The organism is Desulfobacterium sp. N47, from assembly GCF_051233685.1.
In the GTDB taxonomy this organism is placed as follows: Bacteria; Desulfobacterota; Desulfobacteria; order Desulfobacterales; family RPRI01; genus RPRI01.
This window is the reverse complement of sequence record NZ_JBAMMY010000201.1, coordinates 1-14,033: the sequence shown is the minus strand read 5'-3', so window position 1 is coordinate 14,033 and position 14,033 is coordinate 1. Positions and strand designations below refer to the sequence as shown.

12 protein-coding genes are annotated in these 14,033 nt (G+C 39.6%); 3 read left to right on the top strand and 9 right to left on the bottom strand.

Annotated features, from left to right (window positions below):
• Positions 1–86: 86 nt before the first annotated feature.
• Entirely contained in the window at positions 87–446 is a 360-nt protein-coding gene (locus tag VXK47_RS12995; RefSeq protein WP_435549210.1) for a DVU0772 family protein, read from the top strand.
• Between the two features lie 95 nt (positions 447–541).
• On the opposite strand, the gene VXK47_RS12990 is transcribed toward VXK47_RS12995, so the two are convergent.
• On the bottom strand, positions 542–1,051 hold the full coding sequence (locus VXK47_RS12990; RefSeq protein ID WP_435549209.1) for an acyl-CoA thioesterase: 510 nt from the start codon (positions 1,049–1,051) through the stop codon (positions 542–544).
• Between the two features lie 307 nt (positions 1,052–1,358).
• Here VXK47_RS12990 and VXK47_RS12985 point away from each other — a divergent pair, with 307 nt between their 5' ends.
• Positions 1,359–3,065, top strand: coding sequence for a 2-oxoacid:acceptor oxidoreductase subunit alpha (locus tag VXK47_RS12985; protein ID WP_435549208.1), 1,707 nt, complete (start codon positions 1,359–1,361; stop codon positions 3,063–3,065).
• A gap of 13 nt (positions 3,066–3,078) precedes the next feature.
• Entirely contained in the window at positions 3,079–3,933 is an 855-nt protein-coding gene (locus VXK47_RS12980; RefSeq protein ID WP_435549207.1) for a thiamine pyrophosphate-dependent enzyme, read from the top strand.
• A gap of 27 nt (positions 3,934–3,960) precedes the next feature.
• Here VXK47_RS12980 and mgtE read toward each other — a convergent pair whose 3' ends face one another.
• From mgtE to VXK47_RS12940, 8 genes are all read right to left on the bottom strand, one after another.
• Positions 3,961–5,328, bottom strand: coding sequence for a magnesium transporter (gene mgtE / locus VXK47_RS12975; RefSeq protein ID WP_435549206.1), 1,368 nt, complete (start codon positions 5,326–5,328; stop codon positions 3,961–3,963).
• Positions 5,329–5,647: 319 nt separating this feature from the next.
• Positions 5,648–6,562 carry a nitrilase-related carbon-nitrogen hydrolase gene (locus VXK47_RS12970; RefSeq protein WP_435549205.1) on the bottom strand — a complete coding sequence of 305 codons (915 nt, stop codon included), beginning with the start codon at positions 6,560–6,562 and terminating at the stop codon, positions 5,648–5,650.
• A gap of 20 nt (positions 6,563–6,582) precedes the next feature.
• Positions 6,583–7,761 (bottom strand): trimethylamine methyltransferase family protein, encoded by a 1,179-nt coding sequence (locus tag VXK47_RS12965; protein ID WP_435549204.1) that lies wholly within the window; start codon positions 7,759–7,761, stop codon positions 6,583–6,585.
• Between the two features lie 46 nt (positions 7,762–7,807).
• Entirely contained in the window at positions 7,808–8,656 is an 849-nt protein-coding gene (locus VXK47_RS12960) for an MBL fold metallo-hydrolase (RefSeq protein ID WP_435549203.1), read from the bottom strand.
• A gap of 11 nt (positions 8,657–8,667) precedes the next feature.
• Entirely contained in the window at positions 8,668–9,999 is a 1,332-nt protein-coding gene (locus VXK47_RS12955) for an NAD(P)/FAD-dependent oxidoreductase (protein ID WP_435549202.1), read from the bottom strand.
• Positions 10,000–10,030: 31 nt separating this feature from the next.
• Positions 10,031–11,641, bottom strand: a complete 1,611-nt coding sequence (gene asnB, locus VXK47_RS12950) for an asparagine synthetase B (protein WP_435549201.1) — start codon at positions 11,639–11,641, stop codon at positions 10,031–10,033.
• A gap of 15 nt (positions 11,642–11,656) precedes the next feature.
• Positions 11,657–12,886: a trimethylamine methyltransferase family protein gene (locus VXK47_RS12945; RefSeq protein ID WP_435549200.1), complete on the bottom strand. Its 1,230-nt coding sequence runs from the start codon at positions 12,884–12,886 to the stop codon at positions 11,657–11,659.
• A 208-nt stretch (positions 12,887–13,094) separates the two neighbouring features.
• Positions 13,095–13,604, bottom strand: coding sequence for a MarR family winged helix-turn-helix transcriptional regulator (locus VXK47_RS12940; protein WP_435549199.1), 510 nt, complete (start codon positions 13,602–13,604; stop codon positions 13,095–13,097).
• Between the last annotated feature and the right edge of the window lie 429 nt (positions 13,605–14,033).

Genomic DNA, 14,033 nt, shown 5'->3' with positions numbered 1-14,033 from the left:
TGTTTAAACTGCGGCAAATAACATATTTCTTACAGCCCGGCCGCTTCAGGCCTTCGCACTTATGCACTATTATAAAGGAGATAAATATGTTAAGTATTGATGAGATCCGCAATGATCAGGATCTGTTAGACAATATAAACTGGGAGATGACTCCTGAAGAAGCTGTAAGGCTTTATCTGGAATGGGGCAACAACTGGACACGCGGTAATTTTGTGATACGCGGCAAAGAGGATGTTTCCTACTATTTTGTAGTCAACACATGGGGAGAAAATCCGGTTGTTTATCTTATGCGAAGAAATTCGGATGAAGCAAAGGAACTTGCGGAACTTGAATTACCCGAAAACATTAAAAAGAATTTTCTGGAGTCCATTGGAAACAACAAGGGCGTTTATTCAATAGAAGGTGATGTAAGAGATTGGTTAAAAAAAGAACTGCTCGGCAGTTAATTCCATATTGTCTTTATATACCGATTAACCTGAGTGCATACTTTTATCGGAAAGCGCCCTATTCTTTTCATATTTTACAACTGTTGCAAAAGATATTATACATTTTTACTGTCAGGCTGAATAGCTTTAGCCTTATATTCTCTGATCCTTTCGGCAAGCCGCATTTGTCTTCGGGCCTTGGCCTCCGTGCTTCTGCGGATTTCTTCTTCAGTTTCAAAGATAAGCGGAGGAACCTGGGCGGGTTTTCCTTCCGTATCCAAAGCAACATATGTGAGATAAGCCAACGCTGTGGTTCTGGTTTCGCCGGTTATATAGTTTTGGGCTTCCACTCTTACTCCAACTTCCATAGAGGTTTTACCTACCATATTAACACCGGCTTTTAAAATCAAAAGATCCCCGACATAAACCGGACTGTAAAAATCCAGCCGGTCAATAGATGCAGTAACCACATTGGAACAGGCATGCCGTGTAGCAACGATTCCGGCAGTAGAATCAATATGTTTCATTACCACTCCACCATGAACATTTCCGGCAAAATTAGCATCCTGATGGGTCATCTGCTGAATAGTTGTAACCTGGCTGTCTTTTATCTTTTTTCCTTCCACGGTATCTCCATTGTAATAGTATTAAATGATTGATTGGCTGATTTTTTTTATCTTATAACCCAGATTATTAAACTTAACAATATATAGTTTAAACACAACTTGTCCCAGCTTAAAATGAGGGTCCAACTAAATTTCAGCTAAAACTTTTTCTTGCGATATTTCAAAATAATGATAGCTTTAATATATTTGGTTTTACTCAATATCAGAAAAAGTTATAATTTCAGCCGCAGATAAAATCAGCACAACCTGTTTGAATTCTCCATAATTTATGGAGTTTCCAAATCAAAACTACTAGGAGGTCATGAAAATGTCTCAAATGCCGTTATCAAATGATATTTCCATAGTTCTTGGAGGAGAGGCAGGTCAGGGCATACAGACTATTGAGCAACTTTTGACAAAAATTCTTAAATTAAACAACTTTTATGTTTTTGCAACCAAAGAATATATGTCAAGAGTTCGCGGTGGAAGCAATACCACCAGTATCCGTGTCGGCTCGCATCCTTTACAGGCGCCCATTGACCGGATAGACCTGCTTATCCCCTTAGACAAACAAGTGCTTCCTCGACTTCAACACCGTATTACGAATCAGACAATTGTTACAGGAGACATGGAAGTACTGGAAACAAATCTGAAGATCTTTGACATTCCCTTAAAAAAGCTCTCAAAAGAACTTGGCAGCGAAATATATTCCAACACCATTGCTCTTGGTCTTATACTTGCCTTGCTGAAAACAGATAGTCAGATTATGGAAAAATATCTTGGAAAGTATTTTGGAGCAAAAGGCGATAAACTGGTTCAGCTTAATATTAAAGCCGCCCATCTTGGATTTAAACATGGCCGGGAACTGATAGAAAACGGTACAGTACGCTTTCCTGAGTTATCCATATCGGACATTCAAAACGATATCATGATAAACGGTTCCGAGGCAATCGCCATGGGAGCGATTGCAGGAGGATGCCGCTGCATTGCATCCTATCCCATGAGTCCGGGAACCGGCGTAATAACTTTCATGGCCAAAGTTGAACATGATTTTGAACTGATAGTTGAACAGGCTGAGGATGAAATTGCAGCCATTAATATGGCAATCGGAGCTTGGTATGCCGGTGCAAGAGCCATGGTTACAACCTCAGGAGGCGGTTTTGCATTAATGTCTGAAGGTTTGAGTCTTGCCGGCATGCTTGAAATGCCGGTGGTTATTCACATAGCCCAGCGGCCCGGACCTGCAACAGGACTGCCCACACGCACCGAACAGGGCGACCTTGAGCTTGCGCTTTATGCCGGACATGGTGAATTTCCCAGAATTATTCTTGCCCCGGAATCTCTTAAAGATGCCTTTTATATTACTCAGAAAGCATTTAATCTTGCCGACAAATATCAGGTGCCTGTAATTATTCTGACAGACCAGTATTTTGTAGATACTTATTACAACATACCTTCATTTGATTTAAGCCAGATCAAGGTAGAAAGCTGTATTATCGAAACGGATGAAAATTATCTTCGATATCAGTTCACAGATGACGGTATTTCACCACGCGGTATACCGGGCAAAGGCAAAGGGCTTGTAGGGGTGGACAGTGACGAGCATGATGAGGCAGGCCATATAACCGAAAATCTGGGGTTAAGGGTAAAAATGGTGGATAAACGTCTCAAAAAGCTATCTCTTATCAAGGAATCTGCCATTGCCGCTAAGATATATGGCCCTTCGGATTCCCGTGGATTTATCATCAGCTGGGGTTCTACAAACCGCATAGTAAGAGAAGCGGTTAAACACCTTGGCAAAAAAGATCTGACCCATATAGCGCTTCAACAGGTGTATCCATTACCCGAAAACCTGCGCCATCTTTTATCATCTGCCAAACACACGATTGTTGTTGAAAACAATGCAACATCACAGCTCGGCAAACTGATTTTACGGGAGACAGGATTTCAGATCGATCACAAGATTTTAAAATATAACGGCTTGCCATTTACTGTAGAAGAACTGATGCATGCCATATCCGAAACAATCTCTTAAAGGAGGTTAACTTATGAACTTTGATATAGAGAAAACAGATATCGCATGGTGTCCCGGCTGCGGAAACTTCGGAATTCTTAATGTTTTAAAACGAGCGCTTGTCGAATTGGAGATAAATCCTCAAAATCTGGTGCTTGTATCAGGCATAGGGCAGGCAGCCAAAACCCCGCATTATCTTCGGACAAACTATTTCAACGGTCTTCACGGCCGCGCTCTTCCTCCGGCTACTATGATTAAGGCAGTAAATCCCGATTTAAAAGTTATTATCACAAGCGGTGATGGTGATATGTATGGTGAGGGCGGCAATCATTTCATTCATGCAATCCGCAGAAATCCTGATATTACTGCAATCGTTCACAACAATATGGTATATGGACTTACAAAGGGCCAGGCATCTCCCACAAGCCAACTGGGATTTGTTACTCCTATACAGGTTGATGGCGTATTTGAGGAACCTTTCAATCCGCTGGCTGTAGCGATATCCCTAAATGCTTCTTTTGTGGCCCGCACATCTATTCACAACCTTGATCTCAGTCTGAATATTTTCAAGCAGGCCATAGAGCATAAAGGCTTTGCCCTTGTCGATACCTTTACTCCATGTGTCTCTTTTAACAAGATTAATACAAGAAAATGGTATGAAGAAAACACCTATATTATGGATGACAGCCATGATCCGGCAAATCGAAATTCAGCTTTTGCCAAAGCATGCGAGTCCTACCCATGGCCTCTTGGAATAATTTATAAAAGTCCGGCAAAACCAAGCTTTGAAGAAAACCTTTATGCTTACAAAAACAACAACAATCCTGTCATAAACCGGGAAGTACAATGGGATAAGCTGAAAGCAATGATTGAAAGCAAGAGTGAGTGAATTGCAAACAATTATTGCAGTAATATATTATCTCAAATGTTTCAGATAAAAAGTAGCCATGCTCAGATAAATAAGAAGCCCCAAAACATCATTTGATGTTGTGATAAAAGGACCGGTAGCAATAGCCGGATCAATATTAAATCTGTTTAGAGCATATGGTATAACTGTGCCAAAAAGTGTGGAATTTATAATTACAATCATCATCGAAAAACCGATGATAGCTCCAAGGTAGATAGGGTTTTCTATTTTAGGCCATATCTGAATCACAAGAGCCAGCATAATTCCTATGGATAAGCCATTTAATAATGCTACACGAAATTCCCGGTTAAAGCTTTCCTTCAAAATGGTGCCGCTTTCATTCAAAGCCATGCTTCGCACCACCGTAGTACTTGATTGAATTCCGGCGTTACCGCCCATTGCCATAATTACAGGGATAAAACAGGTAAGTGCGGCAAGTTCGGCAAGTGAAACCTCAAAACGGCTGAGAACCATGGCAGCCATCAATTCTCCTGTAAAAGCAACTATAAGCCAGGGAAGTCTGTTTTTTGTTATACGAAATGTTGATTTTTCCTGCAATGTTTCTTCATAGGTAATACCGGCCATGTGATGGATATCTTCATTTGCTTCCTCATGAAGTACATCAACAATATCATCAACCGTAATACGACCTACAAGTCTCTTGTACCGGTCTACGACAGGAACGGCAGATAAATTATATTTTCTTACTATATTTGCAACTTCCTGCTGATCCATGTCAACACCAACAGAAATTACATCAGTGTGCATTATATCTTTGATAACTCGTTTTGGGTTTCTTAGAAATAAACTCTTCATCGGCACAACACCGACTAAACGGTTTCCCCTGTCTACGGCATAGATATAAAACACTTCGTCAATTTCTTCGGCACGGCTCCTGATCTCACGAATTGCATCATCAACTATCTGATCTTCATACACTGCAATATATTCGAGCGCCATGATACCACCGGCGCTGTCTTCATCATGGACCAACAGTTTTTCAACTTCGTCCCGGTCTTGCGGCTCAATATTGGCAAGTACTTGCTCCTGTATCTGTTCAGGAAGTTCGGCTACAATATCAGCAGCATCATCGGAATCCATCTCATCAACAATTGCAGACAGCCTGTCAGTTCCCAGATCGCTGACTATATCCTGACGTGTTACCTCATCAAGTTCGGTTACCACATATGATGCAGTTTCAGCGCTCATCAGACCAAAGAGATAATCACGTTTATCATCATCATCCAAAGCCTGTAAAATTTCCGCCAGATCCGCAGGATGTGTATCTTCAATAAGCTCTTTTAAAGAATGCTCATCATTATTTTTGATAAGATGCAGAATGTTTTCGATTATTTTTTTTCGATCTATTGAATCCATAATTATCCTGAAAAACTAAAGCTTCAGATTATACCATTCACTGAACCAATCGCTTTTATTAATCAAATCCAGTGTATATTTAAAGTGCCAATTTTGATCAATATATCACTTGCGACAGACATAACAACCACAATTTTGAATTCGGGTAAATTTTATAAACCGTAATATTTAAAACCCTCGAAAGCTTTGATATGTATTATATCAGGATACTTTATGAAAGCTATTGTTTAAGCAACAAGCCTATGGGTAAGAGAATGGAAAGATACTGTTTTTTAAATTATAAATTCCGCCCTGTTGAACATTTTGGAAAAATCTCAAATCAGGTTCTGAAATAACCGCCCTTTTTCTTCCCGAACAAAATACGTCCAAGCTCACGGTGCGTAAAATAAGGATCATCGTTTCTTAAGTAAGGCAGGAGAATTTTCTTTTGCCGAAGTAAATCTCTTGAAAGCTCAGCAACTATTTCATCAGGTTCATACATTTTTGCTTTAGCTATAACCTGGCCGAATGGATTAAGCATTTCACTTCCTCCCCAAAATCTGTATGGTTCGTTTCCATCACATGACACATCTTCTCCTGAGTCAATCTCTCTTTTTTCTATTATACCCTCTTCACCAACCCGGTTTGCGCATACATTATAAATACCGAACACGCGGGAATAAAATCTATTGATTATTCCCCATGTTTCAATATTACTGAAAGCTGTTCCCATTGAACCCTGCGACGAGTTGAAAATAGTAATAAAAATATCTGCCTTTTGTGTTACACCTAAATACGGCAGGGAAGGATGCCAGAGATCATTGCATATAAATACTGCAATCGTAAAATCGAAAAGCTTAAAAACAGGGATATACTTTCCAGATGAGAAATATTTTCTTTCTTCAAATACACCATAGTTTGGAAGATTCAGTTTTCTGGAGGCAAAAACAATTTTCCCGTCTATTGCCACTAAAGCGGAATTATAAAAATTCATAGAAGGCGATTCTTCAATAAAACCTACGACTGCTGCCGTCCCTTTGGTGGCTGAGGCTAAAAGCTTTATTTCTTTGGAGTCAAGCCTTAGTGCTACCTTGTGATATTCTTTACTGACAAAATATCCGGTTAAAGCAAGTTCAGGAAATACGATAAGCTGCGCTCCTTTTTCTCTACCTTGATGAATTTTATCTATAATGTCATCAATGTTTGACTTTATGTCCAGGAGTACAGGACTTGTCTGATAAAGAACAACTTTCATTTATTATTGTTCCTTTTATTTTAGTTCAGAAAGCATTTTCCTGTGTTTTTGAGGGTGTTATTATCTCTCATATAGTTAGCATTGGTTCCGTTTCGGATAATAGTATCCAACCCCTCTCCGTCATAGGGCTCAAGTGTATATTCCGGCGACTGGTCAGGAGTTGTTTCACGGCATAACTCAATATGTCTTTCCAGTTTTGGAATTGAAAAGGAAATCAATTCCTTTAAAAATCCAAAGGAATGGCGCATCTGATGAAAGCCGTATTTTTTCATCATTGCAAAACCGTTTATAGCATCCTCTTCTGCCCTTTTACCCGGCATTTCCTCGCTTGTTGTGCATGCTGTCTGTATAGAAGGAATATCAAGCATCTTGTTTACTTTCTCCATAAGCAGATTAGCTATGTTATGAGATATAAGGCCCAGATCAACAGCATAATTTTTACGGATGCTGGCTATGGAGGGTAGCCCGGCGTGAACCACCATCAATCCCGGATTTATCAGTTGAGTCAATGTAATTCCAAACAACGCCTCGGCATGAGTAAGGGTTAGAAGTCCCGACATGGAATATGGCCCCGACAGACCAGCCATCGGCATGGTTGACACATAAATTGGAATACCGCTTTCAACGCATGAAAGAAAAGGATCGACCATGCTCTCAATAATATTTAAAGGACTATTGATAATGGAAAACTGTACGGTTATCATACCTCTTTTATTATGAATTTCAAGGGCACGGGCAATGCCTTCATCGGTTAAGGCAGCTACATAAATCGGCTTGCGGCAATGCTCAATTATTGTATTCATGACTTTTACTTCCTGCTTTACGATAAGCACACCTCTTGCCATGAAATCAACCACATCAGACTTATCCACTATTTTAGCTATTTTTACCAAATGCTCAATTTTTGGTTCAATTAATTCGCCACTGTTATCATCATAAACAAAAGGCGCTGTTCCTCCAACACCAAAGGAATTTTCGGCAATCCAGTATTGATCACGCTTGGGCGCTGTATTTAAAGCCTGTTCTACCAGAGTCGCCAGTATATGAATATTACCGGAAGATTCATCATAGGCAGCCATACCGGTTTCTTCAAATATCCGCCTTATTTTCTCAGATTCACATTTAACTCCTACTTCTTCCAGAACACAAAGAGCATCCTCATGTATCCTTTCCAGATATGACTGTTGTATCAATTCCATTTTATTATAATATCCTGGTGATTAGTATATATTTTGCTGTAATTTATTATATGCTTATCTGTAATCCGTCATAAGCGAATCTAACATTATCGAATTGCTTTTCCAGCTTCTTGTAATCATCATAGCTTCTGTTCCAGTATTCTTCGATATGAGTAAATAATACCTTGTTTGCATATATTCTTTTTGCCAGTCCCAGAGTTTCTTCAAAAGTATAAAGCGTCGTTCTCGATATATGATCATCCGGATATTTAAAGTCATGTTTAAGACCGTTTTCAAAAATACCGGGCTGTATAACAAGCAAATCGGCATCCAATACTTCTTTCCTGTTTTCCGGAAATGGTTTTATATCGCATGGAGCATAAACCATCTTTTGTGAGTTTTTTTCAATAACATATATAAAAGCTAACTGATTCCCACGGTCAACCGGAATCGCAGTTATTTTAATACTGCCCAGACTTATACTATTACTATATGAAATACAGTCTACAAAACCGCTTGAATGGTAAAAGTCTATCACAGGGCCATAACACGAATTAATTTTTTCGAGCCGTACAAACAATTCTTCCGGCAAAACAAGTTTAACGCATTTACCTTCATAGGCCCGCCAGGTGCGAAAATCCAATGTAATCTGTTCGACGACCCTGAAGCCTTCAATATGATCAGGATCCAGATGTGTAAAAAGAAGATAATTAATCTTTTCAATGCCTGAGCGGTTTAACTGATAAGAAATCTCGGCAGGAGTATCGATAAGAATTTTCTCATCGTTTATAAAAACAGAGGGCCCGGTTCTTTGATAAGGCCCTCTGTTTTCTCTTGCCTGAGTGCAAACTCTGCATCTGCATAAAGGCTTCGGTATGGTCATGCAACCACCGGAACCAAGTATGGTAATATCCATCCGCTTGTTAATCAGCTCCAGGGAAAAGGACTGCTTGATACCGGAAGAAGCTCTCCCTTTTCGTATCGATCAAAGCGGAAAGGTTTCAGCAACTCCTGTTTGTCTCCCAAAATTTCCTGGGCAACCAGCTTGCCAATTCCTATCATCTTATAACCGTGGCTGGAATCGAGTATCATGTAGCAATTTTGTTTAAACACATCGAATACCGGAAAATTATCCGGCGTAAAAATTCCCAAACCTCCTGAAGGTTCTTTTTTATATAATTGATATTTATTTTCATATCGTTTCTGGCAATGCGCCAAAGCAGAAGTCCACATATGGGCGAATTCTGGCCCTACAATAAAATCGGGAGAATCAATTCCATAGGGATCTACATTCACCTTATCTTTTTCCACAAGATTCGGCATAGCGCCTCCCTGAATCCCCTTAAAATTAAAATCAGGCTTATAATAGATTCCCCACATTTTATCAGTAATCAGAGAGCCGTCTTCACTTGAATAAAGCGGAGAATTACTATCCACATGAATAACCGGCGGCATCTTGCCCTGGTTGTTAAAACCATATTGGGCATCTACTCCAAGAGTACCTTCCTGAAGCGACAGGTAAGTCCACATTTTAACATCCGTGTGAATCTTTCCGTCTTTATCTTTAATATTAATTTTGTCCGGCATACCAATCATATCCCAGAATTTATTGCCCCAGGGTCCGGGTCCGGCAACCACATAATCACATGAAATTTTACCTTTGTCAGTTTCAACGGCTGTGATGCAATCATTATAGACAAAACCCTCAACTTTGACTCCGGTTAATATCCTGACACCTTCTTTTTCAGCTTTGTCGGCAAGTCTATACAAAGCTCGCGCATTGTGGGCGTATCCTCCCCTTTTTTCATGCAGTATCGACGTAACCCCTTTAGCCTGCCAGTCATCAAAAACATTTTTTTTCATATATTCCAGGCAGTCCTTTTCTCCTTCGATAAAAACCGAATCGTAGGAAAGCCTTTTCTGTCGCTCGTATATTTCCGATACTCCTTTGTGCATGCTTTCCGGTGAAATCTGCATATAACCGACAGGCCAATAACCGTAACCTTCGACATCCTCATCCCATACACTTACGCTGTGCATCATGATTTCCTGCATGGCTGCCTGGAAATAATTATTTCTTATAACCCCACAGGCGATTCCGGATGCGCCGGCTCCGATAGCTGTCTTATCGAGAACAATTATATCATTGCCTGAACCCAGAGCTCTTTTCTTTAATTCACCGGCAAGATGAAAGGCAGTACTTAGCCCATGAATTCCAGCTCCGATGATAACGTATTTTGAATGCGTAGGAAACGCCATTATATATTCCTCCTTATAGTTTTAAAAAGTACTAGGCTGCCCTGGTGCCTTTATTTTCTTCCCTTTGATGTTTGCGATCACCATCAACTGTTCCTGTGACCTTTTCTCTCTCTTCAGCAAAATCAAACCCTGTCCATATTCCTATAGATCCAAGAATTGAATCCTGGGGATGATACTCGCGAAAGATTTTAAAATAATAGGCAGCTTCCCGGCTGTTAATAACTGCATTTGGGTTTTCTTCTTTTATTTGCATATATTCATCTTCAGTAATCATTTTTTCAGCCAAAGATTCACCAAGACTTTCACATCCTGCACCCTGGGTATACTGAACCTTGTAGCGCCACAGTATTTCATCAGGCAGATAGCTTGTATCCTCAAAAGCCTTTCTTAAAATCCATTTCTCGATTTTGGCTCCCCTGTGTTCACGAATTTTCAATTCGGGAGGAATCTTCATTGAAAGATCAACCATAGCCGTATCCAGAAACGGAACCCTAAGCTCAAGGCTGAAGAGCATGCCCATACGATCTGCTCTCTGAAGATTAATATTATGAAGATTACCGATACAGCGTCTGGCTTCAAGGTTAAGTTTGTCAATCGGAAAATTCTTCATATAATGATATCCGGCAAAAAGCTCGTCAGCTCCTTCTCCGGTTAGTACTACCGTTACATAATCAGCAGCACATTTGCAGGTAAAGTAGCAGGGTAACGCGCAACGGACAAGAGACGGATCATAACTTTCCAGTTTATTGATAACGGTAGGAAGCGCTTCATAATACTCTGCTTCAGTGAAGATATATTCATGATGATTAGAACCGATATGTTTCGCTGCGATACGCGCAGCCTTGATATCATCACTCAGATTACCATACTCATCTTGCATACCTACAACAAATGTGTGCAGATTGGGTATTTCGTCTGCTGCTATAGCCGCTACCAGACTGCTGTCGAGGCCACCGCTGCAAAAAGAGCCGACAGGAACTTCAGGATCTGCCAATAAACGTTTTTTTACTGCATCGATAAAAGTTTTTCTTATAATATCGCATGTCTTCTCAATATCTGTATGGATATGGTCTTCAATTTCAGGTATGCGGTAGAATTTTACAAATCCCTCTTTTGGAGTATAGTATTGCCCGGCAGGAAATTCATGAACCTCTTCCAAACCGGCATGGCTCATGGCTCCCAGCTCTGAGGAAAAATATAGTGTGCCATCCTGAAAGCCGTAATAAAGAGGTTTAATCCCTATTGGATCTCTTGCCAGCATAAAATCATCTCCTTTATAAGCGGCAAAGGCGAACATTCCATCAAGTTCCTTAAGGCATTCGGGACCTTTTTCACGATATAGATGCAAGATGGTTTCGGTGTCCGACTTGGTTTGAAAATTATATTTTGAATCAATTTTCCTTCTAAGTTTTCTGAAATTATAAATCTCACCATTGCAAATAATACCTGCGTTTCCGTCTCTGCTAATGATAGGTTGATGACCTTGGGCTACATCAACTATTGAAAGCCTGGTATGCCCAAAAACGCTGTTTCCGTTTATATGAAGGCCGCGATCATTTGGACCCCTATGCGGTAGTGCATCCAACATACGATTAATTGTATCTGCGTCACATGTTCCTATACATCCGGCTATGCCACACATTGTTTTTCTCCTTTATTAATTTACAAATATTTTGCCAAAATTTGCCGTCGTTAGAGGATCATCCATATACATACCAAGCCCGATAGTCTTAATGGATTCCATTCCCCTTTCATCATAAACAGGCATCACAACTTCCGGCGCATCATCGGGAGTTACCTCTTGGGCAATTTCAATGCCTTTTTCAAGTTTAGCTATGGAAAAATCAATCAGATATCTTAAAAAAGAAAAGGGATGTCTTATCATATGCACCCCGTATTTTTTGCACATTGCCTGTCCCATGCGGGCGTCATCAAAAGCCTTTTGAGTCAAATGCTCTTCATGGGTAGTACCGGCGCTCTGAAATGTCGGTAAATCCAGCATCAGATTAAGATGAGTCATTAAAATGTTTAACAGATTATGACTGATCAAACCATAATTGGGATTATAATCTATTCTGGGATCAGCGATGGTCGGAAAACCAGCGTGTATGCATGTTACGCCCGGATTGATTATTTGGGCTGCGCAAATACCGAAAAGCACTTCAGCATGAGTCATAGCCAATGCCCCATTATAGGAATAAGAAGTGCTGATGCCTCCCATGGGCATCGCTGATATAAATACCGGCAGGCCGGCCTTTACTACCTTCACAAAATTATCGGAAAAATTTTCATTAACTTCAAGAGGCGGGCGTGTGAGGCAAAAAACGATCATGATATTCTTTCTCTCTTCCCATAATTGTTTTGCACGTTCAAGTGAGGCATCGCACGTCACTGCAAAATAGAGAGGCTTGGAGCAGTATTTATCCATAATGTCCATCTGCTCCACTTCATTTTTCAATTTTACCGCCCTTCCCATTCCTGCTACCACATCATTTTCTTGTGCTATTTGTGCAATTTTTGCCACATGCTCGGGCGTAGGGAATATTCCGCCTACTCCTTTTATATCATCATAAATATAAGGGGCCGTGCCACCAATAAAAAAACTGTCTAAAGGAACAAAAAACTCATCTACACCCGGAGTTGTTGCCAGACATTTTTCAACCAACTCCCTGGTAACATATATGCGGTCTTCATGCTGATAAGCTAATCCTTCAGCTTCAAATTGCCGGAAAGCTTTTTGGATATCAGCCTGTTTGCAACCGACGCCCATATTTTCCAGGATCCAGAGAGCATCAGCATGGGACTTAAGAAGCATCTCGACAGTTTCAGCGCCCAACAGATTTGTTGATTTATCAACCTGATCTTTTCTTAAATTTATTGAATTCATTTATCTACTCACTCCGATTTATTATTAGATATGTAGGTTACATGATCCATTTGTTTGATATGTTTTATATCAATATTATTTGAATAAATATATTTTGTATTGAAATAAATATACTAAAGTAATGGATTGGATATGTCAAGGTTTTTATCTTAAAAAAGGATAGTAAGGTTATAAAATATGGTAAGAAAAAATGAAAGATGCGGCTTTTTTAATCAACTTCAAGATCTTGAACATCCAGCATATTTGTAAGCATATTCAAACCATTAACAATATGTTCAATTTCCTGGGGTGTGAGTCTTTTTAATCCGTCGATTATTTTTTGCTGAATCGGGGATGGAGCGTTTTCAGCCAATGTTTTTCCACTTTCCGTAAGCTGAACCGTTATAATTCTTCTGTCCTGGGATATCCTTTGCCTTTCCACCAGACCTTTTTGTTCTAACCGGTCGATAATACCTGTTACAGTGCTTGAATTGACCATAATTATTTTTGCTATCTGTGAAGGAGGCAAAGGGCCATACTCTTTCAGAGCCAGCAGGCAGTTTACCTGTGCAGCACTTGTATTATATTTTTTATTAATCTCTTTGGCATAAAGTTCCGATCCCTGCATAAGCCTTCGGATCGAATGAATTATTTCTTTTTGTGAATTGGTAGGATAAATGTATTCTGTTTTAACAACGGTATTTTCGGAAATACTATTGGATTTGGTATTTTTTGGCATTAATGGTTATTCCATAAAGGCAATTCCTGCTCTTTAGGTAATATTGTTTATTATTATTTACATGATCTTAATTAAAAACCAACGTTCATTTTATATAAAAAAACCGCGGTTATTTCGCGGCATATATAAAACTTTAACAAATAATAATTCATTATCAACAGATACTAATTTTTATTGTACACAAATATTTGATTCGGCAATAAGAGCATGAAATCTAAGGTCAATATTATCTGTTTTTCATGGAGTATAGAAAGATCAGTATCACGTGTCAAGACAAATTAATGTATAGAGAGCTAATTTCAAAACGATTAAAGGCGGCTTGTTAAACAGGTCAACAGTTGAAATCCCGGCAATAGAGCGGACTTAAGGGCTCCGATTTTCATTGGAGAACCACAAAAGGCAATAAATGCCGAGTTTTTGACAATACCT

Excerpts from the sequence above, each read along its gene's own strand:
- VXK47_RS12945 (WP_435549200.1), bottom strand. The coding sequence starts at position 12,886 with ATGAATTCAATAAATTTAAGAAAAGATCAGGTTGATAAATCAACAAAT.
- VXK47_RS12970 (WP_435549205.1), bottom strand. The coding sequence starts at position 6,562 with ATGAAAGTTGTTCTTTATCAGACAAGTCCTGTACTCCTGGACATAAAG.
- VXK47_RS12995 (WP_435549210.1), top strand. The coding sequence starts at position 87 with ATGTTAAGTATTGATGAGATCCGCAATGATCAGGATCTGTTAGACAAT.
- VXK47_RS12960 (WP_435549203.1), bottom strand. The coding sequence starts at position 8,656 with ATGGATATTACCATACTTGGTTCCGGTGGTTGCATGACCATACCGAAG.
- VXK47_RS12965 (WP_435549204.1), bottom strand. The coding sequence starts at position 7,761 with ATGGAATTGATACAACAGTCATATCTGGAAAGGATACATGAGGATGCT.
- VXK47_RS12940 (WP_435549199.1), bottom strand. The coding sequence starts at position 13,604 with ATGCCAAAAAATACCAAATCCAATAGTATTTCCGAAAATACCGTTGTT.
- VXK47_RS12955 (WP_435549202.1), bottom strand. The coding sequence starts at position 9,999 with ATGGCGTTTCCTACGCATTCAAAATACGTTATCATCGGAGCTGGAATT.
- asnB (WP_435549201.1), bottom strand. The coding sequence starts at position 11,641 with ATGTGTGGCATAGCCGGATGTATAGGAACATGTGACGCAGATACAATT.
- VXK47_RS12980 (WP_435549207.1), top strand. The coding sequence starts at position 3,079 with ATGAACTTTGATATAGAGAAAACAGATATCGCATGGTGTCCCGGCTGC.
- mgtE (WP_435549206.1), bottom strand. The coding sequence starts at position 5,328 with ATGGATTCAATAGATCGAAAAAAAATAATCGAAAACATTCTGCATCTT.
- VXK47_RS12985 (WP_435549208.1), top strand. The coding sequence starts at position 1,359 with ATGTCTCAAATGCCGTTATCAAATGATATTTCCATAGTTCTTGGAGGA.